The sequence below is a fragment of the Azotobacter chroococcum genome (assembly GCF_004339665.1).
GTDB lineage: Bacteria > Pseudomonadota > Gammaproteobacteria > Pseudomonadales > Pseudomonadaceae > Azotobacter > Azotobacter chroococcum.
Map to the genome: position 1 here is coordinate 139,172 of NZ_SMMU01000003.1, position 22,657 is coordinate 161,828.

24 protein-coding genes are annotated in these 22,657 nt (G+C 67.1%); 13 read left to right on the top strand and 11 right to left on the bottom strand.

Annotated features, from left to right (window positions below; genetic code table 11):
* Positions 1–267 precede the first annotated feature (267 nt).
* The 3 genes from EV691_RS04650 to EV691_RS04660 are packed head-to-tail and all read left to right on the top strand — an operon-like array spanning position 268 to position 1,840.
* Positions 268–693, top strand: coding sequence for a GNAT family N-acetyltransferase (locus EV691_RS04650; RefSeq protein WP_131300064.1), 426 nt, complete (start codon positions 268–270; stop codon positions 691–693).
* A complete protein-coding gene (locus tag EV691_RS04655) occupies positions 690–1,157 on the top strand; it encodes an FAD/FMN-containing dehydrogenase (protein ID WP_131300066.1) in 468 nt (155 codons plus the stop codon). Before EV691_RS04650 ends, EV691_RS04655 begins: the two co-directional genes overlap by 4 nt.
* Positions 1,154–1,840, top strand: coding sequence for an energy-coupling factor ABC transporter permease (locus tag EV691_RS04660; protein WP_089167356.1), 687 nt, complete (start codon positions 1,154–1,156; stop codon positions 1,838–1,840). Before EV691_RS04655 ends, EV691_RS04660 begins: the two co-directional genes overlap by 4 nt.
* Before the next feature lie 20 nt (positions 1,841–1,860).
* On the opposite strand, the gene yacG is transcribed toward EV691_RS04660, so the two are convergent.
* From yacG to pilB, 5 genes are all read right to left on the bottom strand, one after another.
* A complete protein-coding gene (yacG, locus tag EV691_RS04665) occupies positions 1,861–2,061 on the bottom strand; it encodes a DNA gyrase inhibitor YacG (RefSeq protein WP_131300067.1) in 201 nt (66 codons plus the stop codon).
* The gene (gene coaE / locus EV691_RS04670) at positions 2,058–2,666 is read right to left on the bottom strand and encodes a dephospho-CoA kinase (protein WP_131300069.1); all 609 of its coding nucleotides are present in this window, start codon (positions 2,664–2,666) and stop codon (positions 2,058–2,060) included. The genes yacG and coaE overlap by 4 nt, the downstream gene beginning before the upstream one ends.
* 148 nt (positions 2,667–2,814) lie before the next feature.
* Positions 2,815–3,684, bottom strand: a complete 870-nt coding sequence (locus tag EV691_RS04675) for a prepilin peptidase (RefSeq protein WP_131300071.1) — start codon at positions 3,682–3,684, stop codon at positions 2,815–2,817.
* A 2-nt stretch (positions 3,685–3,686) separates the two neighbouring features.
* Positions 3,687–4,904: a type II secretion system F family protein gene (locus tag EV691_RS04680; protein WP_131300072.1), complete on the bottom strand. Its 1,218-nt coding sequence runs from the start codon at positions 4,902–4,904 to the stop codon at positions 3,687–3,689.
* Positions 4,905–5,186: 282 nt separating this feature from the next.
* Complete coding sequence (gene pilB, locus EV691_RS04685; RefSeq protein ID WP_131300074.1) at positions 5,187–6,887, bottom strand: type IV-A pilus assembly ATPase PilB; 1,701 nt, start codon at positions 6,885–6,887, stop codon at positions 5,187–5,189.
* A gap of 559 nt (positions 6,888–7,446) precedes the next feature.
* On the opposite strand from pilB, the gene EV691_RS04690 reads away from it, so the two are divergent.
* The 5 genes from EV691_RS04690 (at position 7,447) to EV691_RS04710 (ending at position 10,296) form a co-directional block, all read left to right on the top strand.
* Positions 7,447–7,986, top strand: coding sequence for a pilin (locus EV691_RS04690; protein WP_131300075.1), 540 nt, complete (start codon positions 7,447–7,449; stop codon positions 7,984–7,986).
* Between the two features lie 170 nt (positions 7,987–8,156).
* Positions 8,157–8,819 carry a hypothetical protein gene (locus EV691_RS04695; RefSeq protein WP_131300078.1) on the top strand — a complete coding sequence of 221 codons (663 nt, stop codon included), beginning with the start codon at positions 8,157–8,159 and terminating at the stop codon, positions 8,817–8,819.
* A 192-nt stretch (positions 8,820–9,011) separates the two neighbouring features.
* Positions 9,012–9,563: an REP-associated tyrosine transposase gene (locus EV691_RS04700; RefSeq protein ID WP_131300080.1), complete on the top strand. Its 552-nt coding sequence runs from the start codon at positions 9,012–9,014 to the stop codon at positions 9,561–9,563.
* Positions 9,564–9,685: 122 nt separating this feature from the next.
* On the top strand, positions 9,686–9,922 hold the full coding sequence (locus tag EV691_RS04705; RefSeq protein WP_131300083.1) for a type II toxin-antitoxin system Phd/YefM family antitoxin: 237 nt from the start codon (positions 9,686–9,688) through the stop codon (positions 9,920–9,922).
* A complete protein-coding gene (locus EV691_RS04710; RefSeq protein WP_131300086.1) occupies positions 9,919–10,296 on the top strand; it encodes a type II toxin-antitoxin system VapC family toxin in 378 nt (125 codons plus the stop codon). The genes EV691_RS04705 and EV691_RS04710 overlap by 4 nt, the downstream gene beginning before the upstream one ends.
* Positions 10,297–10,393: 97 nt before the next feature.
* Here the strand turns inward: EV691_RS04710 and EV691_RS04715 are convergent, their stop codons facing one another.
* The 3 genes from EV691_RS04715 to nadC all read right to left on the bottom strand — a co-directional run bounded on the left by EV691_RS04715 (position 10,394) and on the right by nadC (position 12,118).
* Positions 10,394–10,780: a type II toxin-antitoxin system VapC family toxin gene (locus EV691_RS04715; RefSeq protein ID WP_131300089.1), complete on the bottom strand. Its 387-nt coding sequence runs from the start codon at positions 10,778–10,780 to the stop codon at positions 10,394–10,396.
* Complete coding sequence (locus tag EV691_RS04720) at positions 10,777–11,022, bottom strand: type II toxin-antitoxin system Phd/YefM family antitoxin (RefSeq protein WP_039805677.1); 246 nt, start codon at positions 11,020–11,022, stop codon at positions 10,777–10,779. Before EV691_RS04720 ends, EV691_RS04715 begins: the two co-directional genes overlap by 4 nt.
* Positions 11,023–11,269: 247 nt before the next feature.
* Positions 11,270–12,118, bottom strand: a complete 849-nt coding sequence (gene nadC, locus EV691_RS04725) for a carboxylating nicotinate-nucleotide diphosphorylase (RefSeq protein ID WP_131300091.1) — start codon at positions 12,116–12,118, stop codon at positions 11,270–11,272.
* A 152-nt stretch (positions 12,119–12,270) separates the two neighbouring features.
* On the opposite strand from nadC, the gene ampD reads away from it, so the two are divergent.
* Together ampD and ampE are read left to right on the top strand one after the other, a co-directional pair.
* The gene (gene ampD / locus EV691_RS04730) at positions 12,271–12,831 is read left to right on the top strand and encodes a 1,6-anhydro-N-acetylmuramyl-L-alanine amidase AmpD (protein ID WP_131300094.1); all 561 of its coding nucleotides are present in this window, start codon (positions 12,271–12,273) and stop codon (positions 12,829–12,831) included.
* Positions 12,831–13,673, top strand: a complete 843-nt coding sequence (ampE, locus tag EV691_RS04735) for a regulatory signaling modulator protein AmpE (RefSeq protein ID WP_131300096.1) — start codon at positions 12,831–12,833, stop codon at positions 13,671–13,673. The genes ampD and ampE overlap by 1 nt, the downstream gene beginning before the upstream one ends.
* Before the next feature lie 8 nt (positions 13,674–13,681).
* Here ampE and EV691_RS04740 read toward each other — a convergent pair whose 3' ends face one another.
* Entirely contained in the window at positions 13,682–14,464 is a 783-nt protein-coding gene (locus tag EV691_RS04740; protein WP_131300098.1) for a TatD family hydrolase, read from the bottom strand.
* 63 nt (positions 14,465–14,527) lie between these two features.
* A complete protein-coding gene (locus EV691_RS04745) occupies positions 14,528–15,904 on the bottom strand; it encodes a UDP-glucose dehydrogenase family protein (protein WP_131300100.1) in 1,377 nt (458 codons plus the stop codon).
* A gap of 192 nt (positions 15,905–16,096) precedes the next feature.
* On the opposite strand from EV691_RS04745, the gene EV691_RS04750 reads away from it, so the two are divergent.
* A complete protein-coding gene (locus EV691_RS04750) occupies positions 16,097–17,656 on the top strand; it encodes an alkaline phosphatase D family protein (RefSeq protein ID WP_131300102.1) in 1,560 nt (519 codons plus the stop codon).
* Between the two features lie 22 nt (positions 17,657–17,678).
* Here EV691_RS04750 and cra read toward each other — a convergent pair whose 3' ends face one another.
* Positions 17,679–18,671 carry a catabolite repressor/activator gene (gene cra, locus EV691_RS04755; RefSeq protein ID WP_131300104.1) on the bottom strand — a complete coding sequence of 331 codons (993 nt, stop codon included), beginning with the start codon at positions 18,669–18,671 and terminating at the stop codon, positions 17,679–17,681.
* A gap of 177 nt (positions 18,672–18,848) precedes the next feature.
* On the opposite strand from cra, the gene ptsP reads away from it, so the two are divergent.
* Positions 18,849–21,725 (top strand): phosphoenolpyruvate--protein phosphotransferase, encoded by a 2,877-nt coding sequence (gene ptsP / locus EV691_RS04760; RefSeq protein WP_131300106.1) that lies wholly within the window; start codon positions 18,849–18,851, stop codon positions 21,723–21,725.
* Positions 21,725–22,651, top strand: a complete 927-nt coding sequence (pfkB, locus tag EV691_RS04765; RefSeq protein WP_131300108.1) for a 1-phosphofructokinase — start codon at positions 21,725–21,727, stop codon at positions 22,649–22,651. The genes ptsP and pfkB overlap by 1 nt, the downstream gene beginning before the upstream one ends.
* The last annotated feature ends 6 nt before the right edge of the window (positions 22,652–22,657 follow it).

Sequence of the window (22,657 nt, forward strand, 5' to 3'; positions counted from 1 at the left end):
GGAAAGCCCATGCTTTGTTGATGTGAATCATAACTCCTTGTGCCTCTCGGCTGGCAAGATGTCTTTTGGCTAAAATTTTCAATGTGGCGAAAGTTCGCATTCCAAAAATGACGCCAAGCTCAAGGGAGGCCTCAAGACCAGCCTCCAGGAGGCGCATCCGGATGGGCCCGTTCGTCTGGCCGGACGGCTACTTGCCCCGCAAGCCTGCTTTGTGCTGGCAGGACAGCATGCGGTGTAGACTCTGCCGCCCGCTCCCCGGAGTTTCCCATGTTCGTTCGCTCCATCACTCCTGCCGATCATCCGGCCTTGCTGGCGTTGTGGCGGCGCATGCCGGGTCTGCAACTGCGCGCCGAAGATGATTTCGAACCCTTCTGCATCTATCTGGCGCGCAATCCCGGGCTGAGCCTGCTGGTCGAGCTCGATGGCCGGATCGTCGCTTCGCTGCTGGTCGGCCATGATGGACGGCGCGGTTATCTGCAACATCTGGCGGTCGACGAACCCTGTCGCGGCCGCGGCTTCGCCCGGGCGCTGCTGGGCGAGGCGCTGGCCAGGCTCGCGCAGCTGGGAGTCGACAAGTCCCATGTCTTCGTCCTGCGGGACGCTCCGCAGGCACAGGCCTTCTGGGAAGCCCAGGCCGGCTGGGAGGGCCGCAGCGATATTCGGGTCTATTCCACGCGGAGGGGCAGCGAGTGAGATTTTTCGCCGGTATCGTGCTTTGCCTGGCACCGTTCTGGGCTCAGGCACTCGAGGTGGGCGAGCGGCTCGCGCCCTGGACCCTGCTGGACCAGCATGACCAGGCCTGCAGCCTGAGCGAGGAAACCCGCATCCTGCTGGTCGCGCGCAGCATGGACGGCGCCCGGCTGGTCGAGAGCGCACTCAAGGCACGACCGCAGGGCTACCTGGAGGCGCGCCGGGTCGTGTTCGTCGCCGATATCAGCCGCATGCCCTCGCTGATCGCCCGTCTGTTCGCCGTTCCGGCGATGCGTGACTATCCCTATCGTGTGCTGCTCGACCGCGATGCCCGGGTCGCTTCTCGTTATCCGGGCGATCCGGCCAAGGTGTTGTGGCTCGATTTGGAGCAGGGGCAGCTGCGCGCCCGGCGCGAGTTCGGTGATGCCGGTGCCTTGGCTGCGGCCCTCGAGCAGGTGACACCGTGATCGCCGCCGATCTGCTGGCGCCCGATACCCAACTGATCGGCAGCGGCTTCTATCTGGGACTTCTGCTCTATGCCGCCTGGCGGGCGCCCTGGCTCGAGCTGTTCAGCGACAGCCGGCGCCAGCATCTGCTGTTCGGCACTGTCCTTGCGCTATTTCTGCTCTGGCTGGTGCGGCGCGATTTCGTCTCCGGGCTGTCCTTCCACTTCATCGGCATGACGGCGGTGACCCTGCTGCTCGACTGGCCGCTGGCCATGCTCGCGGGCCTGGCCGCGCAGATCGGGCTGCTGCTTCTGGGGCGTCAGGACCTGGCGGCGCTGGGCGTCAATGGCCTGCTGCTGGTGGCCATTCCCGTCTCGATCACCGAAGGCTGCGCTCTCCTGGTCGAGCGCGCGCAGCCGCGCAACCTGTTCGTCTACATCTTCTGCTCGGGCTTCTTTCCGGCTGCGCTGAGCGCCCTGGCCTGCCTGCTGGCGGGGTTCGGTGTGCTGTGGATGGATGGTCGCTACGAAATGCCGCCGTGGCTGCTCGATTACCTCGGCTACCTGTGGCTGGTGATGTTCCCCGAGGCGTTCATCAACGGCGCGGTGGTCAGCGGGCTGGTAGTGTACTGCCCGGAATGGCTGGAAACCTTCAACCGCAGCCGCTACCTGGCGGCGCCCTGGAAGGACGACGAGCCGAGCTGATCTTTTTCCTTCTGTGCACTTCAATGCCCGCGTGGCGGCAGCTCTCCGGAAAACAGCTCATCCTCGAGATTTTCGCCGGGAATGGCATGCGCCTCGGCCGCCCAGGCACCCAGGTCGATCAGCTTGCAGCGTTCGCTGCAGAACGGCCGGTGCGGGCTTTGCGGCCCCCACTCGACTGGCGCCCGGCAGGTAGGGCAGGTGACTGTCAACGGTTGTTTCATGGCTGGCCTCCACGCAGGGTCAGATAGAACCGGTGCAGGCGCTCGACCTCGCCCTGCAGCCAGGACAGATCACGGTCGTTCACCAGTACGTCGTCGGCATGGCGCAGGCGCTCCTCGCGGCTGGCTTGGGCCTTGATGATCGCCTCGACCTGCTTGCGGTCGGCCTGGTCGCGCTGCATGGCCCGTTCGAGCTGCAGGGATTCGGGCACATCGATGACCAGGATGCGCTGGGTCATCGTGTGCTGATCGGTTTCCACCAGCAGGGGGGAAACCAGAATGGCATAGGGCGAGCTGGCGCACTCGAGATAGCTGCGGATTTCCTGGCGGATCAGCGGATGCAGCAGCCGCTCCAGCCAGCGACGCTCCTCGGCGTTCTCGAACACCCGGGCGCGCAGCGCGGCGCGGTCCAGGCGTCCGTCGGGCTGGAGGACTTCCACGCCGAAATGCGCGGCGATCTCCGCCAATACCGGGCGGCCGGGCTCGACCACCCAGCGCGCCGCGTCGTCGGCGTCCACTAGGTGCACGCCGAGCGCTCTGAAATGCTGGGCAGCGGCGCTCTTGCCGCTGCCGATGCCGCCGGTCAGACCGAGAATCCAGGGTTTCATGACAGCCCTCAACGCCGAAGTGCCGTGTAGATACCGCTTTGCCGGCGGATATGCAATGGCTTGCGGGCAATGGGGCCCCTTGCGCAGGGCGGGGGCAACCCGCCGCCCTGCGCAAGGGGCCGATCCGCAACGGCGGGCTGTGCCCGCCCTACAAACCGGCGAACTGCAGATAGCTGCCGGTGATCCGCTCGCCCCAGAGCAGGGTGATCCAGCCGGCGAGGGCGAGGAAGGGGCCGAAGGGGATCGGCGTGCCGCTTTCAGCCTTGCGCAGGCGCAGGATGACGATTCCCAGCACGGCGCCGACCAGCGAGGAGAGCAGGATGGTCAGCGGCAGGATCTGCCAGCCGCCCCAGGCGCCGAGCATCGCCAGCAGCTTGAAGTCGCCGTAGCCCATGCCTTCCTTGCCGGTGAGCAGCTTGAACAGCCAGTACACCGACCACAGGCTGAGATAGCCGGCCACCGCGCCCCACAGGGCGTCCTCCAGGGAAACGAACAGCCCGAAGTTGTTGAGGATCAGCCCCAGCCAGAGCAGCGGTAGCACCAGCGAGTCCGGCAGCAGCTGATGATCGTAGTCGATCAGGCTCATGACCAAGAGGCCCCAGCCGAGCAGCAGCATGGCGCCGGCCTGCCAGCCGAAGCCGTAATGCCAGGCGATATAGGCAGAGAGCAGCCCGCAGGCCAGCTCCACCAGCGGATAGCGCGCACCGATCGGCGCCTTGCAGGCCGAGCAGCGGCCGCGCAGGGCCAGCCAGCCGAGCAGCGGGATGTTCTCCCAGGGGCGGATTTCGTGCCCGCAATGCGGGCAGTGGGAATGGGGCAGCAGCAGGTTGAAGGGTTCACCCGGCGCTTCGCCGGGCAGTTCCAGCACTTCCCGCGCCTGCGCCTGCCAGTCGCGCAGCATCATCTTCGGCAGGCGATGGATCACCACGTTGAGAAAGCTGCCGACCACCAGGCCCAGCAGTCCCGCCCAGAAAGCGAAGGCCGGCCCGGGACCGGCCAGAAGATCGTGAATGGACATGCTCAGACCACCGCCCCCAGCTGGAAGATCGGCAGGTACATGGCGATGATCAGGCCGCCGACCAGCACGCCGAGCACAGACATGATCAATGGCTCCATCAGGCTGGTCAGACCGTCCACCATGTTGTCCACCTCGGCTTCATAGAAGCTCGCCACCTTGTCGAGCATCTCGTCGAGCGCGCCGGACTCCTCGCCGATGGCGGTCATCTGGATCGCCATGGTCGGGAAGGTGCCGGTGGTGCGCATGGAGAAGTTCAGCTGCATGCCGGTGGTGACGTCGGCCTTGACCTTCTCGGTGGCGGTGCGGAACACCACGTTGCCGGTGGCGCCGGCCACCGAGTCCAGCGCCTCGACCAGCGGCACGCCGGCGGCGAAGGTGGTGGCCAAAGTGCGGGCGAAACGGGCCACCGCCGACTTGTAGAGGATCTCGCCGACGATCGGCAGCTTGAGCAGGGTGCGGTCCGTCCAGTTGCGGAACTTCTCCGAGCGCTGGTGCGCTTGCTTGAGGGTGAAGGCTATGGCGAATAGCCCCAACAGCCCGTAGAACCAGTATGCCTGCATGACCTCCGACATGCGGATGACCATGCGGGTGAAGGCCGGCAGCTCGGCGCCGAAATTGGCGAACACCGACTCGAACTGTGGCACCACCTTGATCAGCAGGATCGCCGAGACGATGATCGCCACCACGATCACCGCAATGGGGTAGTTCATCGCCTTCTTGATCTTGGCCTTCAGCGCCTCGGTCTTTTCCTTGTAGGTGGCGACCCGGTCAAGCAGGTTTTCCAGGGCGCCGGATTGCTCGCCGGAGTCCACCAGGTTGCAGTAGAGGTCGTCGAAGTACTGCGGCTTCTTGCGCAGGGCGCTGGCGAAGCTGTTGCCGGCCGCCACCCCCTGCTTCACCTCGTCCACCAGCGTGCGCATGTTCGGGTTGTCGAAGCCCTCTCTGATGATGTCGAAGGCCTGGAGCAGCGGCACGCCGGCCTTCATCATGGTCGCCATCTGCCGGGTGAACAGGGCGATGTCCATCGGCTTGATCTTCTTGCCGGCGCCGAACAGCGAGGCGGCCTTCTTGCGCACCTTGGTCGGGTTGATGCCCTGCTTGCGCAGCTGCGCCTTGACCAGCGCCGGATTCTGTCCGCTCAGCTCGCCCTTGACCTTGGCGCCGCGCCGGTCGGTGCCCTCCCAGGTGAACAAACTGGTCTTTAACGCTTTTTCCGCCATGTTGGGTCTGCCATCGAATTATCTGGGTTTGCGAACCGCTTCGCATAGGACGGGTGAAACCCGCCGATTTTTGGCGTGAGGCCTTTGTCGTGCTTGACGGGTTTCACCCGCCCTACAAATCGGGCATTCCATGTACCAGCCATGCTGGGCCTGCCATCGAATTATCTGGACTTGCGAACCGCTTCGCGTAGAGCGGGTGAAACCCGCCGATTTTTGGCGTGGGGCCTTTGCCGTGTTTGGCGGGTTTCATCCCCCTACAAATCGGGCATTCCATGCACCGCGCTAGTCCTTGGTGACGCGGTTGACTTCTTCCAGGCTGGTGACGCCCTGCATGGCTTTCAGCAGGGCGGATGTGCGCAGGTCGTTGAAGCCGTCGGCGCGCATCTGCCGGGCGATTTCGATGGAGTTGCCGTCCTCCATGATAATGCGCTGCAGGGCCGGGGTGTTTTTAACCACTTCATAAATGCCGACCCGGCCCTTGTAGCCGCCGTTGCAGTTCTCGCAACCGACCGGGGCGTAGAGCTTGAAGGTGCCGATGCGCGCCTCCGGAAAGCCCTCCTCGAGCAGCGCCTCGCGGGGAATGTCCACCGCCTTCTTGCAGGCGCACAGCTTGCGCGCCAGGCGCTGGGCGATGATCAGGTTCACCGAGGTGGCGATATTGAAGGAGGGCACGCCCATGTTGCGCAAGCGGGTCAGGGTTTCCGCGGCGCTGTTGGTGTGCAGGGTGGACATCACCATGTGCCCGGTCTGTGCGGCCTTGATGGCGATCTCGGCGGTTTCTAGGTCGCGGATCTCGCCGACCATGATGATGTCCGGGTCCTGGCGCAGGAAGGCGCGCAGCGCCTGGGAGAAGTCCATGCCCTGGCGCGGATTGACGTTGACCTGGTTGATACCCTCCAGGTTGATCTCCACCGGGTCTTCGGCGGTGGAGATGTTCACCTCCGGGGTGTTGAGGATGTTCAGGCCGGTGTACAGGGACACCGTCTTGCCCGAGCCGGTCGGGCCGGTCACCAGAATCATCCCCTGCGGCTGGCTCAGCGCCGCCAGGTAGAGTTCCTTCTGCGCCTCCTCGTAACCGAGGGCGTCGATGCCCATCTGCGCGCTGGACGGGTCGAGAATCCGCATCACCGTCTTTTCGCCCCACAGGGTCGGCAGGGTGTTGACTCGGAAGTCGATGGCCTTGGTCTTCGACAGCTTCATCTTGATCCGGCCGTCCTGCGGCTTGCGCCGCTCGGAGATGTCCAGCCCGGCCATCACCTTCAGGCGTGCGGCGATCTTCGGCGCCAGCTGGATCGGCGGCCGGGCCGCCTCATGCAGGATGCCATCGGTACGGAAGCGCACCCGGTAGCTCTTCTCGTAGGGTTCGAAGTGCAGGTCCGAGGAGCCGCGGCGGATCGCATCCAGCAGCATCTTGTTGATGAAGCGCACCACCGGCGCGTCCTCGGCGCCGCCGCTCGGGTCGGCCTCGTCTTCCTTCTGGCCGCCCGCCTCGACGTCGAGTCCGTCCAGATCGGCGTCGGCCAGGTCGTCCAGGCCGGTGCCGGCGCCCTCGAAATATTTCTCGATGGCCTCGCCCAGGCGGTCGTCCTCGACAAGGATGGCCTCAGTGTTCAAGCCGGTGCCGAAGCGGATTTCGCGGATCGCCTCGTGGTTGGTCGGGTCGGAAATCGCCACGAACAGCCGGTTGCCGCGCCGCCACAGCGGCAGGGCGCGGTGCTGGCGGATCAGCTTTTCGCTGAGCAGATCCCGGGGCTGGCTCTCCCGGTCCAGCGTCTTGAGGTCGAATAGGGCGATGCCGAACTGCTCGGCGGCCAGCTCCGCCAGCGCCCGGCTCTTGACCAGCTTGTTCTGCACCAGCCAGGTGACCAGCGGGGTCTGGTTGCGCTGCGCCTGCTGCTGGGCCTGCTGGGCGGTCTTCTCGTCGATCAGCCCGGCCAGCACCATCTGCCGTGCCAGGCCGGGGAGGGAAATATCGCTGTTCATCGAGTGGGCAACTCTCTATGTAATGAGTGGGGCAGGGCGCTGCTAGTGCATTTCACCAGCCATCTTATTTTTCCTAGGAGATAGAGCTGGGAATCAAGGAGGTTTTTTAAAGCGGAGAAGATAAGGAAAAGCTCTCGACCAATGCAGGCTATATGCCATGGCAACAATGGTCCGCCTTATAACCCAGTTGCCCGCCTCTGCCAAACGCAGAAAAGTGGGTGACAAAAAGTGTCAGGAACTGGCGGGTTTGCGGTTGGTGCTTTGATGCAGAGTTGTCATTTGGAAAAGTGGATGGGCTTGAAGGCTCGGGCGCTTTGTCGCACGGCTATATCGGATTTTGTGATGCATTCTTGATCTTGCGAAGTTGCTGTGGAGTTGTCCGTATATGCGGAAGGTACAAGGAGGCCCAGCAATGATGGGGCTTGCAGCTGTTCTTTAAGGGTTGAAAAGAGCGCTGAAGACAAACTTTCTCAGGTTGACTCCATGAGTGGCTGGCATATCGCCTGCACTGGTTCTGGCAGGCCAGAAAGAAAGCCTGACCACTTCAAGGAGATGTTTGATGAAAGCTCAACTGCAAAAAGGTTTTACCCTGATTGAACTGATGATCGTGGTTGCGATCATCGGTATTCTGGCCGCCGTTGCCCTGCCGGCTTATCAGGATTACACCATCCGTGCCCGCGTGACTGAGGGTGTGGGCCTGGCTTCCAGTGCCAAGCAGCTGATCGGCGAAAGCGCCACCACTGCAGGTGAGCTGGCAGCAACCGCTACTTCCTTCAATGCTCAGGCTGGTGGTGTTGGTCTGACCAGTAAGTACGTGACTTCTGTGCAGATTGATGACGCCACTGGCGAAATCACTGTCACCTTCAACGAAGCCAACGTAGGTAGTATCCCGGCTGGTTCCACCCTGGTTTACACCCCCTACGTGATGGGTGCTGCTGCTACCCCCACCCAGCTGGCCACCAGCTTCACCGCCGGTGTGACCGGTTCCATCGATTGGGGTTGCGCTTCCGATGCCAACGCTGTTGCAGGCGGCCGTGGTTTGGATGCTCTGACCCCCGGTAGTCTGCCGTCCCAGTTCGCGCCGAGCGAGTGCCGCTAAGCGAGAAGCGGCAGCCTAGGGTGCTCCAGGTGTCCTGAGCGGCCGCTCTTGAATAAGCAGAAGACCCCTTGATTGCAAGGGGTCTTCTGCTTTGTGGGTTGTGGATTTTCGGATTCTCTGGAGTTCTTGGGATGTTGATGAGAAAGCCGTTGAGTCGCTGGAGTGCCAGTGTGCTGCACCTTCTGATCAGTCTGGCGATCCTTGCCTTGCTGGCGTTCACTGCTCTGTTCTGGCTATTTCCTGGTGGCTTGTTCCAGGCTGCAGGCGGTTGGGAGGGGCTGCAAATCGTCGTTGCGGTCGACTTGGTGCTCGGTCCCTGCCTGACCTTGATCGTGTTCAATCCGATGAAGCCACGGGGGGAGCTGGTCAGGGACCTGTCGTTGATCGCCTTGGTACAGGTGCTCGCCTTGGGGGGCGGTTTCTGGCAGGTGCTCAAGGTTCGTCCCCTGGCAGTGGTGCAGGTGTTTGACACCTTCCATGTGCTCAATCGGGAGGACTATCTCCAGCTGAATGTCGCGGAAGGCGAACTGGAGCGCCTGTCGGGCTGGATGCCCCGATATTTCTATGTCGAAGTGCCCGAAAGTCAGGCGGAGTTTCTGGCTCAGCACACCAGGGCTTTGCTTAACGGCGAGACGCCACTCCAGCAGCGCATAGACCTGTACCGCGAGCTGACGACCGACCGCCAGGTCCTGGAAAAGATCCTCCATGGCGCCGTCTGGGAGGCAGAGGGCGGTTGCTTTCGGGTGGATATCGAGTCTTCCTACCGGAGCGGTTCGATCTGCTTCGACCCGCAAACGCAGCGGATGTCGGATTTCGTGCCGGAGCATTCGTAGCAAGGCAGCCCAATGCCTTGGCAGCCTTGTAGGGCGGGTTTCTCCCGCCCTACGAACGCTCTGCCTTTGTGCGGGGCGTTTGCGTTTTGGTTTTCTCGTTGCCGATATCCTGGCAGGCCGACATTGGACGATGCCGCGTTTCACCCGCCGTTAATCCGCTGCCCGTATTGTCCGCACAACAAGGATGTTGTCATGTCGCGTTATCGCCGCGCCCGTGTTCCCGGTGGCACCTACTTCTTCACGGTGGTCACCGAGCGGCCTCAACCGATCCTGACCCATGCGGATGTTCGCCTGGCCTTGCGCGAGGCCATCGTGCTCGTGCGGGAAACGCTGCCGTTTCGCATCGACGGCTGGGTGCTGCTGCCGGATCATCTGCACGCCATCTGGACTCTGCCCGAGGGCGATGCCGATTTCTCCGCACGCTGGCGGCTGATCAAGCGGCATGTCACCCGCACCTGCGGGTCTGCCCATGGCCGTTCCAACTATCTGACCGGGCGGCGTACCGCGAAGCAATGCGGCACGCTCTGGCAGCACCGCTTCTGGGAACACCTGATTCGCGACGAGCACGACTTTCGCCGGGATCTCGACTACCTGCACGGCAATCCGCTGAAGCACGGGCTGGTCGAGCGGGTCGTGGACTGGCCCTGGTCCAGCTTTCACCGGTGGGCGAGGCAAGGCGTCTATCCTGCCGATTGGGCCGGTGTCGGGAACGATGGGTCGGTTGCGGAGGGGGAGGGCGGGTGAAACCCGCCGTTTCGAGGTGGGTTTTTGCCATTTTCGGCGGGTTTCACCCGCCTTACCGAACGGTGTTTGTCATCTCGCCTGATTTTGGCTAGATTTGGCCAAAAATGACTGGAGGCATCGACATGACCACGGTTCCGCTTGGCGAAGCCAAGAACAATCTTTCCAAGCTGGTCGACGAGGCTGCCGCCGGCCGGGTGATAACCATTGCCAAGCATGGCCGCGCGCTCGCCCGGCTGGTGCCGGCTGGAAAACCTTCCGGCAAGCGAATCGGGGCGATGAAGGGTAAGCTGGTGATTCCGGACGACTTCGATGCGCCATTGCCCGATGAGGTCGTGGAGGCCTTCGAGGGGCATTCATGAGGGTGCTGCTGGATACGCACATCCTGCTATGGGCGCTTGCCGACGATCCGAGGCTTTCCCACAAGGCCAGACGCTTGATCGAGGAGGCCAGCGAGATATACACCAGCGCCGCAACCTTCTGGGAGCTTGCCATCAAGATCGGCCTCGGCAGGCTGGAGGTCGATCTCGACGCGATTCGCGACCATTGCCGGGAAAGCGGATTCATCGAGCTTCCCGTCGCCGTCGAGCATGCCATGGCCGTTCGCGAACTCGACCATCACCACCGCGACCCGTTCGACCGGATTCTGGTGGCGACAGCGATTACCGAGCCCATGCGGCTCCTGACTGCAGATCCGGCAGTCGCCAAATACACCAGCCTGGCCGTTCTGGTCTGACCGTTCGTGAAGCAGGCCGAGCCTTGTGGGGCGGGTGCAACCCGTCGGAAACGGCAAGGGCCGGCCCGAAAGCGGCGGGTTGCACCCTACTTATGGGTCAGGCCAGCCGTACAGGGCCGGGATATCGAGCAACCAGCGCGTCGGCGGTCAACAGGATGATGCCCTCGACCATCGCCTGGGCGACGAGAATCCGGTCGAACGGGTCCTTGTGAATCGGCGGCAGGGCGTCGATCGCAACGCTGTGTTCGCTGGTGATCGGCAGTTCGTTGTAGCCATTGTCGAGCAGGCCCCTGCGCAGTACCCGTGCGTCGGCCTGGAAATCGTTTCTGCCGAGGCCGCGCTTGATGGCGATTTCCCACAGGCTCGCGGCGCTGAAGAACAGTTCGTTTTCCGGGGCTTCGAGCAGGGCGCGAGTCGTCGCCGAAAGTCGCTCGGGGCTGCCGGCAGCCCACAGCAGAAGGTGGGTATCGAGCAGCAGCTTCAAGCTTCGCCTCCGAACAACTGCTCGATTTCTTCGCTGCCCATGCGGTCGAAATCGTCCGGCACGGCAATCTGGCCGGCCATGAAACCCAGGCGTTTCATCCGTGTCGTGTCGGGGGCATCCAGCCGGGATACCTTCACCAAGGGTTTGCCCGCCTTGGCGATGATGAACGGTTCCCCTTGGACGGCCTGTTCGATCAGGCGCGAGAGATTGGTTTTGGCTTCGTGGATATTAACCGTGTGCATGAGAGACTCCGTCAGACTTAGTCTGACGAGCTTAGTCCGGTGTGGGGGCCTGCACAAGCCCGAGGGCAGGCAAGATCGACAAGCAGGGGTGGCGATTCTTGCCCGGTCATTAGTTACCCGTTGCCGGCCATCCGCCTGGGCCGCTGCGCGGTAGCCTTGTAGGGCAGGTGCAATCCGCCGCCATTGCGGATCGGGCCTTGCCATGCCTGGCGGGTTGCACCCTACAGGGGGCGGAAGGCGCTCCCCCTCACAACTGCAAGCGCATCGACAGGTCCACCGCCTTGATGTCCTTGGTCAGGGTGCCGAGGGAGATGTAGTCCACCCCCGTCTCGGCGATGCGGCGCAGGTTGTCGCCGTTGATGCCGCCGGAGGCTTCCAGCTTGGCGCGGCCGGCGGTGCGGCGCACGGCGGTATACATGTCCTCCAGGCTGAGTTCGTCGAGCATGACGATGTCGGCACCGGCACTCAGGGCCTGGTCGAGTTCTTCCAGGTCCTCGACTTCGACCTCCACCGGCTTGCCGGGGGCGATGCGCCGGGCGGCGGCGACCGCCTCGGCGATGCCGCCGCAGGCGGCGATGTGGTTTTCCTTGATCAGGAAGGCGTCGAACAGGCCGATGCGATGGTTGTGGCAGCCGCCGCAGGTGACCGCGTATTTCTGCGCCAGGCGCAAGCCGGGGAGGGTCTTGCGGGTGTCCAGCAGGCGCACCGGCGTGCCTTCGACCAGGTCGGCGTAGTGGCGGCAGCGGGTGGCCACGGCGGAGAGGGTCTGGAGGAAGTTCAGGGCGCTGCGTTCGCCGCTGAGCAGGGCGCGGGCCGGGCCTTCCAGGCTGAACAGCAGCTTGTCGGCGTCGACCCGCTCGCCGTCGGCGACCTCCCAGTGCACGGCGACGCGCGGGTCTATCTGGCGGAACACCTCGTCGACCCAGGCGCGGCCGGCGATCACTGCCGCCTCGCGGGTGATGACGCGGGCGCGCGCCAGGCGCTCTTCGGGAATCAGCTGCGCGGTGAGATCGCCGCTGCCGATGTCCTCGGCCAGGGCGCGGCGGACGTTCGCCGCGATTTCGGCGCTCAGGTCGGCAAGGATGAGGTCAGGCATGGGGGACTCCGGCAGGTGGGGTGCGCCGGATTATAGGACGCATGCCGCTTCCCGTGCAGTCGGGATCTTGCCCGTCGGCCATGGTGTGGCGGGCGTCACTTGGCCCGGCGGCCCAGCTGCTCTAGAGTGTCGGCTGTTTTCAGGAGAGACGCATGCGGTTCGACCCCTCCACCGGCTGGTGCCAAGGCATTCGCCATTGCCCGTCGCCGAATTTCAATGCCCGTCCGCAAGGTGAGATTTCCCTGTTGGTGATCCACAACATCAGCCTGCCGCCGGGCTGCTTCGGCACCGGCAAGGTGCAGCAGTTGTTCCGCAACTGCCTGCCGGCGGACGAACATCCCTATTTCGCCTCCATCGCCGCGCTGCAGGTGTCGGCGCATTTCTTCATCGAGCGCGACGGTGCGATCACCCAGTTCGTCTCCTGCCTGGATCGTGCCTGGCACGCCGGGCAGTCGTGCTTCGAGGGACGCGAGAACTGCAACGACTTTTCCCTGGGCATCGAACTGGAGGGCACCGACGCGCTGCCCTACAGCGACGCCCAGTACGCCAGCCTGACGACCCTCACCCGGCTGCTGCAGCAGGCCTATCCGGCGCTCGACGTCCGGCGCATCTGCGGCCATGCCGATATCGCCCCCCAGCGCAAGACCGACCCGGGGCCGGCCTTCGACTGGGCGCGCTATCGCACGGCGCTGTCCGACTCTGGAGATATGTAATGACCTTTCTGGTGCTTCTGCTGGCGCTGCTGGTGGAACGGTTTTCCCGCTGGCGCCTGCGTCTCCAGCAGGACATCTTCTGGCTGCGCCTGCTGGATCGGGTCGAGCTGGACCCGGACCTGGCCGGCGATCCGCGGCGGGCGCTGTTCCGTCTGGTGTTGCTGCCGGTGCTGGTGGTGGGCGTGCTGCTGGCGCTGTTGTCGCTACCGCTCTACGGCTGGCTGGCGTTGCCGCTGCATCTCTTCGTGCTGATCTACAGTCTGGGGCGCGGCGATGTGCTGACCGAGCTGCGGCCGTTCCGCGAAGCCTGGCGGCGAGGCGACAGCGAGGCCGCCTGCCTGGTGGCCGAGCGCGACCTGGCGGTGGAAGCCGAGGAAAGCCTGTCGCTGTTGCGCCGGGTGCAGGGCTACCTGCTGTGGCAGGCCTACCAGAGCTTCTTCGCGGTGATCTTCTGGTACGCCCTGCTCGGTCCCGTGGCGGCGCTGGCCTACCGCCTGCTGGCGCTGACCGGCGAGCACACGACCCTGCCGGTTCTGCGCGAGCGCTCGGTGCGCCTGCGCCACCTGTTCGACTGGCTGCCGGCGCGCGCCCTGGCCCTGAGCTTCGCCCTGGTCGGCAATTTCGCTGCGGTATTCCGCGTGCTGCTGCGCTACCTGTCGGATCGCGAGGTGCCGGCGGCAAAGCTGGTGATCGAGGCCGGGCGCGCGGCCAACGAGGGGCAGGAGGCGGAGGTGCTGATCGGCGAGGCGGGGCTGATGACCCTGGACGAGCTGTGGCAGCTCCTGGTGCGTGCCGGGATGCTCTGGTATGTGGTGCTGGCGCTGGCGATCCTGTTCCTCTGAGATCGGCCTCAGTCGGCCCAGCCGAACAGTTCGCAGGCGTTGCGCGTGCTGGCTTCGGCCAGGGCTTCCGGCTCGATGCCCATGAGTGCGGCGATGGCCGCGCAGATTTCCGGCAGATACTCGGGACTGTTGCGTCCGCCCGGATGCATCGCCGGCGCCATGTCCGGGGCGTCGGTTTCCAGCACCACGGCCTCCAGCGGCAGCCCGGCGACGACCTGGCGCAGGCGGTTGGCCTGGGGCCAGGTCGGCGCCCCGCCGAGGCCGAGGCGAAAACCCAGTTTCAGGTACTCCCGCGCTTCCTCGTGACTGCCGGCAAAGGCATGGACGATGCCGGCGCGGGGCAGGCGCAGGCGCTTGAGGGTGGCGATGGTCGCGGCATGGGCGCGGCGCACGTGCAGCAGCACCGGCAGCTCCAGCTCCGCTGCCAGCCGCAGCTGGGCCTCGAACAGCGTCTGCTGGCGCTCGCGGTCCAGCTCCGCCAGGTAGTAGTCGAGACCGAACTCGCCGACCGCGCAGAGCCGGTCGGCGCCGCGCAGGCGCTGCAGCCAGGCGCCGAGGTCGTCCAGGTCGGCCGCGCGGTGCTGCTCCAGATAGACCGGGTGCAGGCCGAAGGCGGCGTACAGGCCGGGCTCGGCGCAGGCCAGATCCCACACCCGCTGCCAGTTCGCGCGGTACACCCCGGCCAGCACCTGGCGGCCGACGCCGAGCGCCCGGCAGCGGGCCAGTACGGCGGCGCGGTCGGCGTCGAAGTCGGGGAAGTCGAGATGATTGTGGGTGTCGATCAGGCGCACCGGCGGCGGACTCCTCGGAAAAGCGGGCTTCTTCCAAGAATATCCCGTCGCCGCATCCGTGGTTCAGGCCGAGCGCTGCAGACTTTCCACCTGCGGGCTGCCCAGCGCCGGCAGGCGCTCGCCGCGGCCGATGGCGAAGTAGCGGATGCCCTGGCGGGTCAGGCGTTCGGGGTCGAACAGGTTGCGCCCGTCGAAGATCAGCGGGGCGGCCAGCTTGCGGGCGATCAGCGCAAAGTCCGGGGCCTTGAACTGCTGCCATTCGGTGCAGATCAGTAGGGCGTCGGCACCGCCCAGTGCGGCCTCCGGGGTGCCCATCAGCTGCAGCCTGTCGTCGTCGCCGTAGAGGCGCTGGGCCTCGTGCATGGCCTCCGGGTCATAGGCGCGCACTCGCGCGCCGGCGGTCCACAGCGCTTCCAGCAGGTCGCGGCTGGGCGCCTCGCGCATGTCGTCGGTGTTCGGCTTGAAGGCCAGGCCCCAGAGGGCGAAGGTCCGTCCGCGCAGGTCGTCGCCGAAGTAGCGGCGCACCCGCTCGAACAGCTTGCCCTTCTGCCGCGCGTTGACCGCCTCGACCGCCTGCAGCAGGTCGCTGGCGCAGCCGGCCTCGCCGGCGCTGTGGATCAGCGCCCGCAGGTCCTTGGGAAAGCACGAGCCGCCGTAGCCGCAGCCGGGGTAGATGAAGTGGTAGCCGATGCGCGGGTCGGCGCCGATGCCCTGGCGCACCGCCTCGATGTCGGCGCCCAGGTGTTCGGCCAGCTCGGCCATCTGGTTGATGAAGCTGATCTTGGTGGCCAGCATGCCGTTGGCCGCGTACTTGGTCAGCTCGGCGCTGCGCAGGTCCATGAACAGCATGCGGTCGTGGTTGCGGTTGAACGGCTCGTAGAGCTCGCGCATGGTCTCGCGGGCCGCTGCCGAGGCGCTGCCGACGATGATCCGGTCCGGCCGCCGGCAGTCGGCCAGGGCCGAGCCTTCCTTGAGGAATTCCGGGTTGGAGACGATCTCGAACTCCAGCCGCCGCCCGGCATCCTTCGCGGCCTGGGCGATGCGCGCCTGCAGGCGGTCGCCGGTGCCGACCGGCACGGTGGACTTCTCGACGATCACCAGCGGCTCGCGGCGATGGCGGGCGATGGCGTCGCTGACCGCCAGCACGCCGGCGAGGTTGGCCGAGCCGTCCGTTTGCGAGTCGGTGCCGACGGCGATGAACAGCACCCGGCCATGCTCGACGGCCGCCCGTTCGTCGGTGGTGAAGCGCAGCCGCCCGGCCTCCAGGTTCTCCCGCACCAGTTCGGCAAGGCCCGGCTCGTAGAGGCGCACCTGGCCGCGCTGCAACTGGGCGATCTTGACCGCGTCGATGTCCATGCAGAGCACGTCGTGGCCGACTTCCGCCATGACCGCGGCCTGCACCAGGCCCACGTAACCGATGCCGAAGACGCTGATTTTCAAGATGGATTCCCCCGAGTGCGCAAGCGATGAACTGATGCTGGGGGAGGGATGTGTCAGGGATTTTACGCTTGTGTGGCAGATGGGCTGATCCCGCTGCCAATAGTGGCCGAATGCCCTCGCCGCACCGTCATGCTCCGGTCAACGGGATGGCTTAAACCCGTACTTCCCCAACGTCCGTATGGGAAGACGCACATGAGCGATATCGATACCAACCGTCGCCGCCTGCTGCAAGGCATGGGGGCCGGCCTGCTGCTGCCGGGGATGGGCGTTGCCCCGGCTCTGATCGCCGCGCCCGGCGCGCGGCCGCAACTCACCGACGGCGTGCAGTCCGGCGATCTGCAGGGCGACCGCGCGGTGATCTGGAGCCGCTGCGACCGGGCGGCGCGGATGATCGTCGAGTGGGACACCCGCAGCGTGTTCGGCGCGCCGCGGCGGCTGGTCGGGGAGGTGACCGACGCCAGCCAGGACTTCACCGCGCGCCTCGACCTGAGCGGGCTGCCGGCGGACCAGTCGATCTTCTACCGGGTGCGCTTCGAGGATGCCCGCGACGGCAGCCTCAGCGAGCCCTGGTTCGGCCACCTGCGCAGCGCCCCGGCGCAGGCGCGGGACATCCGCTTCGTGTGGGGCGGCGACACCGCCGGGCAGGGCTTCGGCATCAACCCGGAGATCGGCGGCATGCGCATCTACGAGGCCATGCGCCGGCGCCAGCCGGACTTCTTCCTGCACAGCGGCGATTGCGTGTACGCCGACGGGCCGATCAGCGCGCAGATCCAGACCGCCGACGGCCAGCTGTGGAAGAACCTGGTCACCGAGGCCAAGAGCAAGGTGGCCGAGAGTCTCGACGAGTTCCGCGGCAACTACCGCTACAACCTGCTCGACGACAACCTGCGCCGCTTCAACGCCGAGGTGCCGCAGATCTGGCAGTGGGACGACCACGAGGTGACCAACAACTGGTCGCCGGGCAAGGAGCTGGACGATCGCTATCAGGTCCGCGACATCGGCCTGCTCGCCGCCCGCGGCCGCCAGGCCTTCCTCGAGTACTCGCCGATGCGCCTGTTGCGCCCCGACGGCGCCGGGCGCATCTACCGCAAGCTTGGCTACGGTCCGCAGCTGGACGTGTTCGTGCTGGACATGCGCAGCTACCGCGACGCCAACAGCGACAACCTGCAGCCGCGCCAAGGGCCGGGCACCGCCTTCCTCGGCCATCCCCAGCTGAACTGGCTGAAGCGCGAGCTGCGCGCCTCGAAGGCGCTGTGGAAGGTGATCGCCGCGGACATGCCGATCGGCCTGCTCATCCCCGACGGCCAGGATGCCCAGGGCCAGCGGCGCTGGGAGGCGATCGCCAACGGCAACGATGGCCCGGCCCTCGGCCGCGAGCTGGAGATCGCCGAACTGCTGGCCTTCATCCGCCAGCAGGAGATCCGCAACACCCTCTGGCTGACTGCCGACGTACACTACTGCGCGGCCCACCACTACAGCCCGGAGCGGGCGGTCTTCCAGGATTTCGGGCCGTTCTGGGAGTTCGTCGCCGGTCCGCTCAACGCCGGCAGCTTCGGCCCCAACCCGCTGGACGGCACCTTCGGTCCCCAGGTGGTGTTCCAGAAGGCGCCGCCGGTGGCCAACAGCTCGCCGCTGGCCGGCTACCAGTTCTTCGGCGAGGTGGAGATCGAGGCGCAGAGCGGCCTGTTGCGGGTGTCGCTGCGCGATATCGACGGCCTGGCGGTGTACAGCCAGGAGCTGCAACCCGCCTGAGCCGCGGCCGCCGGGGGCAGGCCTACGGCTGCCCGCGGCGGACCTTCAGGGTGCGCGGGATGGCCTCGATGCCGGGCTGGTAGTCGCCCTCGATGGCGCGCAGGGTCCGGTCGAGCACCCGCTCGGCGATGCGGTCATACTGCTGGGCGATGGTGTTGACCCTGAGCGGCACGAAATCCAGCAGCTGGGCATCGCCGAAGGTGGCCAGGCGCAGCTCGGAGAAGGTTTCCGCCGGGTAGTCGCGCAGGGCCTCGAAGACGCCCTCCAGCAGCACGTAGGAGGTGGTCACCACGGCGTCCGGCCGCTCCGCGCTGTCCAGCAGGGCGCGCATCTGCTCGCAGCCGCAGGCCCGGCTGAACTGCTCGGCGTGGTGCACGCTGACGATCCCGTCGAACCCCTCCAGGGCCTGGTGGAAGCCGCGCTCGCGCGCCTGGCTGATCGGCAGGGCGCTGGAGGCGTCGATCAGCGCGATGTGCCGCGGCGGCGGATCGAGCAGGCTGGCGGTGAGCTGGGCGCCGGCCAGCTGGTCATCGCTGACCACCGAGCGGATGTGTACGGGGTCGAGGGCGCGGTCGACGGCGATCACCGGCAGTCCGCCCTCGACCAGGTTGCGGTACAAAGGATCGTCCTGCGGCAGGCAGCTGGCGACGATCAGCGCGTCGCAGCGCCGCGAGCGGAACAGCTCGAGCAGCTGGCGCTCGCTGGCCGGATCGTCGTCGGAGCTGGCGATCAGCAACTGGTAGCCGGCGGCGCGGGCGCCCTGTTCGAGCAGCTTGGCCAGGCGCGCGTAGCTGGGGTTCTCCAGATCGGGAAGGATGAAGCCCAGGCAGCGGCTCTGCCCGCGGCGCAGGCCGGCGGCCTGCTGGTCGGGGAGATAGCCGTGCTGCTCGACCACCGCCAGCACGCGCTCCACGGTGGCCGGGCTGATGCGCCGCTGGGCGGCCTGGCCGTTGATCACATAACTGGCGGTGGTGACGGAAACCTGGGCCAGGCGGGCGATGTCGCTGAGTTTCAAGGTCGGGTCCTGAATGGATGACGGCAGGGCTTCAAGGATCGCCCATTATGGGGTAACGTGCCAGTCCATGATGAAACGATTCAGCAGGCGGTCCGGTGGACTATTCTTCCAAGGATGACCGGACTCGCCCGCGCTCGACGGTGGCTCTTGCCAGAACAGAACAATTAGGAGATTTCCATGCTCGAGTTGAATGCCGCGCAGATTCGCATGGGCCGCAGCGCGCCAGACAAGCAGGCGGCGCTGGCGCTGCTGGCCGAGGGCCTGATCGACGACGGGCTGGTCGAGCCCGGCTACCTCGCCGGCATGCAGGCCCGCGAGGCCCAGGGCTCGACCTACCTCGGCCAGGGCATCGCGATTCCCCACGGCACGCCGGAAACCCGCGACCAGGTGCGGCGCACCGGCGTGCGCCTGATCCAGTTTCCCGAGGGCGTGGACTGGGGCAACGGCCAGCAGGTCTACCTGGCGATCGCCATCGCCGCCCGCTCCGACGAGCACCTGCACCTGCTGCAGCTGCTGACCCGGGCGCTCGGCGAGGGCGATCTCAGCCAGGCGCTGCGCGAGGCCCGCGAGGCCGAGCAGCTCGTCGCGCTGCTGCAGGGTGCGCCGCGCGAGCTGGCCCTGGACAGCCAGCTGATCGGCCTGGGCGTGGCTGCCGAGGAGTTCGACGACCTGGTCTGGCACGGCGCGCGCCTCCTGAGGCGGGCCGGCTGCGTGGCCTCCGGCTTCGCCGGCAGCCTGCTGCAGGGCCAGCCGCTGCCGCTGGGCGAGGGGCTCTGGTGGCTCAACAGCGAGCAGGCGGTGGAGCAGCCCGGACTGGCCTTCGTCACCCCGGGGCAGCCGCTCAGCCTGCACGGCCAGCCGCTGGCCGGGCTGTTCTGCCTGGCCAGCCTGGGCGAGGCGCACAGCCAGTTGCTCGAGCGGCTCTGCGACCTGCTGATTGAGGGGCGCGGCGCGACCTTCAGCCAGGCCACCTGCAGCCGCGCCGTGCTGGAGGCGCTGGGCGCCGAGCTGCCGGACGACTGGCCGAGCCTGCGCGTGGTCCTGGCCAATGCCCACGGCCTGCACGCGCGGCCGGCCAAGGCGCTGGTCGAGGTCGCCCAGGCCTTCGAGGGCGAGATCCGCATCCGCCTGGCCGGCGAAACCGGCCGCGGGGTGTCGGCCAAGAGCCTGAGCAAGCTGCTGGCCCTCGGCGCGCGGCGCGGCCAGGAGCTGGAGTTCAGCGCCGAGCCGACGATCGCCGCCGATGCCCTGACGGCCATCGAGGCGGCCGTGCTGGCCGGCCTCGGCGAGAGCATCGAGCCCCTGGCGGTGCACGGCGAGACGCCGTCGCCCGAGGCGGCGCCGAGTAGCTCCACCTTCATCCGGCCGCAGGCGCCGGCGGCGGGAGCGCGCCTGCAGGCGGTCGCCGCGGCGCCGGGCATCGCCATCGGCCCGGCGCTGGTGCGCACGCCGCTGGAGCTCGACTATCCGCAACGCGGCCAGGGCATGCTGGTCGAGCTGCAGCGCCTGGACAGCGCCCTGGCGCAGGTCACCGCGGATATCCAGCGGCTGATCGACAACAGCACGGAAGCCAACATCCGCGACATCTTCATCACCCACCAGGCGATGCTGCGCGACCCGGCGCTGCGCGAGGATGTCAATGCGCGCCTGGCCGACGGCTTCAGCGCCGAGGCCGCCTGGAGCGTGGAAACCGAGGCGGCGGCGCAGCAGCAGGAGGCCCTGCACGATGCGCTGCTCGCCGAGCGCGCCGCCGACCTGCGCGACATCGGCCGGCGGGTGCTGGCGCACCTGTGCGGCGTCGAGGCGCCGCGCGAGCCGGACGAGCCCTACATCCTGGTGATGGACGAGGTGGCACCCTCCGACGTGGCCAGCCTCAATCGCCAGCGCGTGGCCGGCATCCTCACCGCCCGCGGCGGCGCCACCGCGCACAGCGCGATCATCGCCCGCGCCCTGGGGATTCCCGCCATCGTCGGCGCCGGCGAGGGGGTGCTGGCGCTGGCCCAGGGTACCCCGCTGCTGCTCGACGGCGACCACGGCGTGCTGCGCGTCGCGCCGGATGCGCAGACCCTGGAGCAGGCCCGGCGCGAGCGCGAGGCCAACCGCCTGCGCCGCGAGCGCGCCCATGCCGAGCGCATGCTGCCGGCGGTGACCCGCGACGGCCACGGGGTGGAGGTGGCGGCGAACATCGGCGCCAGCGCCGAGAGCGCCGAGGCGGTCGAGCTGGGCGCCGAGGGCGTCGGTCTGCTGCGCACCGAGCTGGTGTTCATGGACCATGCCCAGGCACCGGATCAGTACGCCCAGGAAGCCGAATACCGCCGCGTGCTCGACGGGCTGGCCGGCCGGCCGCTGGTGGTGCGCACCCTGGACGTCGGCGGCGACAAGCCGTTGCCCTACTGGCCGATGCCGGCGGAGGAGAACCCCTTCCTCGGCGTGCGCGGCATCCGCCTCAGCCTGCAGCGCCCGGACATCCTGGAGACCCAGCTGCGCGCCCTGCTGGCCTCGGCCGACGGCCGGCCGCTGCGGATCATGTTCCCGATGGTCGGCGGCGTCGAGGAGTGGCGCATCGCCCGCGACCTGACCCTGAGCCTGCGCGAGGAGATCCCGATCGCCGACCTGCAGCTCGGCATCATGGTCGAGGTGCCCTCGGCGGCGCTGCTGGCCCCGGTGCTGGCCCGCGAGGTGGATTTCTTCAGCATCGGCACCAACGACCTGACCCAGTACACCATGGCCATCGACCGCGGCCATCCGACCCTGTCGGCCCAGGCCGACGGCCTGCATCCCTCGGTGCTGCGGCTGATCGGCCTGACCGTCGAGGCGGCCCATGCCGAAGGCAAGTGGGTCGGCGTGTGCGGCGAGCTGGCCAGCGACATGCTCGCCGTGCCGTTGCTGGTCGGCCTCGGGGTGGACGAACTGAGCGTCTCGGCGCGCGCCATCGCCCTGGTCAAGGCGCGGGTGCGCGAGCTGGATTTCGCCCACAGCCGGGCGCTGGCGCAACGGGCGCTGGCTCTGGAAAGCGCTGGCGCGGTGCGCGACCTGGTCGGGGAGACGCATTGATGGCGCGCATCCTGACCCTGACCCTGAATCCGGCACTGGACCTGACCCTGCGCCTCGACAGCCTGCAGCCGGGCGCGGTCAACCGCGGCCAGGCGCTGGTCAGCCATGCCGCCGGCAAGGGCCTGAACGTCGCCCAGGTGCTCGCCGACCTGGGCCACCGGGTGACCGTCGGCGGCTTTCTCGGCAGTGCCAATGCGGCGCCCTTCGAAGCGCTGTTCCACCGCCGCGGCTTCCTCGACGCCTTCGTCCGGGTGCCCGGGGAAACCCGCAGCAACATCAAGCTGAGCGAGCACAGTGGACGGATCACCGATATTAACGGGCCGGGGCCGCTGGTCGAGGCCGAGCATCGCGAGGCGCTGCTCGAGCGCCTCGAGCAGATCGTCGCCGGGCACGACGCCGTGGTGGTCGCCGGCAGCCTGCCGCAGGGCGTCGAGCCGGACTGGTTCGCCCTGCTGCTGCGCCGGCTCAAGGCCTGCGGCGTGCCGCTGGTGCTGGACAGCAGCGGCGCGGCCCTGCGCGCCGGCCTGGCGGTGGCGCCCTGGCTGGTCAAACCGAACGAGGAGGAACTGGCCGAGGCCCTGGGCGTTGCCTCGACCGAGCTGCTGACCGCGGCGCTGCACCTGCGCGCCCAGGGCGTCGAGCACGTGCTGCTGTCGCGCGGCGCCGCCGGGGTCAGCTGGTTCGGCCCGGACATCGCGCTGGAGGCGCGGCCGCCCAAGGTCGAGGTGGTCAGCACGGTGGGCGCCGGCGATTCGCTGCTCGCCGCGACCCTGCACGGCCTGCTCGAAGGCTGGCCGGCCGAGCGCACCCTGCGCCAGGCCACCGCCATCGCTGCCCAGGCGGTCACCCAGCTGGGCTTCGGCATTCACGACCGGGAACAGCTGGCGCGCCTGGAGGCGGGCGTGACGGTCACGTCGCTGGCTTGATACGAC

What these genes read in the sequence shown, in the direction of transcription:
- EV691_RS04705 (WP_131300083.1), top strand. Translation starts at nt 9,686, where the DNA reads ATGACCACGGTTCCGCTTGGCGAAGCCAAGAACAATCTTTCCAAGCTG.
- ampE (WP_131300096.1), top strand. Translation starts at nt 12,831, where the DNA reads ATGACCTTTCTGGTGCTTCTGCTGGCGCTGCTGGTGGAACGGTTTTCC.
- ptsP (WP_131300106.1), top strand. Translation starts at nt 18,849, where the DNA reads ATGCTCGAGTTGAATGCCGCGCAGATTCGCATGGGCCGCAGCGCGCCA.
- EV691_RS04680 (WP_131300072.1), bottom strand. Translation starts at nt 4,904, where the DNA reads ATGGCGGAAAAAGCGTTAAAGACCAGTTTGTTCACCTGGGAGGGCACC.
- EV691_RS04690 (WP_131300075.1), top strand. Translation starts at nt 7,447, where the DNA reads ATGAAAGCTCAACTGCAAAAAGGTTTTACCCTGATTGAACTGATGATC.
- ampD (WP_131300094.1), top strand. Translation starts at nt 12,271, where the DNA reads ATGCGGTTCGACCCCTCCACCGGCTGGTGCCAAGGCATTCGCCATTGC.
- coaE (WP_131300069.1), bottom strand. Translation starts at nt 2,666, where the DNA reads ATGAAACCCTGGATTCTCGGTCTGACCGGCGGCATCGGCAGCGGCAAG.
- EV691_RS04650 (WP_131300064.1), top strand. Translation starts at nt 268, where the DNA reads ATGTTCGTTCGCTCCATCACTCCTGCCGATCATCCGGCCTTGCTGGCG.
- pilB (WP_131300074.1), bottom strand. Translation starts at nt 6,887, where the DNA reads ATGAACAGCGATATTTCCCTCCCCGGCCTGGCACGGCAGATGGTGCTG.
- EV691_RS04700 (WP_131300080.1), top strand. Translation starts at nt 9,012, where the DNA reads ATGTCGCGTTATCGCCGCGCCCGTGTTCCCGGTGGCACCTACTTCTTC.
- EV691_RS04750 (WP_131300102.1), top strand. Translation starts at nt 16,097, where the DNA reads ATGAGCGATATCGATACCAACCGTCGCCGCCTGCTGCAAGGCATGGGG.
- EV691_RS04720 (WP_039805677.1), bottom strand. Translation starts at nt 11,022, where the DNA reads ATGCACACGGTTAATATCCACGAAGCCAAAACCAATCTCTCGCGCCTG.
- EV691_RS04710 (WP_131300086.1), top strand. Translation starts at nt 9,919, where the DNA reads ATGAGGGTGCTGCTGGATACGCACATCCTGCTATGGGCGCTTGCCGAC.
- pfkB (WP_131300108.1), top strand. Translation starts at nt 21,725, where the DNA reads ATGGCGCGCATCCTGACCCTGACCCTGAATCCGGCACTGGACCTGACC.
- nadC (WP_131300091.1), bottom strand. Translation starts at nt 12,118, where the DNA reads ATGCCTGACCTCATCCTTGCCGACCTGAGCGCCGAAATCGCGGCGAAC.
- yacG (WP_131300067.1), bottom strand. Translation starts at nt 2,061, where the DNA reads ATGAAACAACCGTTGACAGTCACCTGCCCTACCTGCCGGGCGCCAGTC.
- EV691_RS04675 (WP_131300071.1), bottom strand. Translation starts at nt 3,684, where the DNA reads ATGTCCATTCACGATCTTCTGGCCGGTCCCGGGCCGGCCTTCGCTTTC.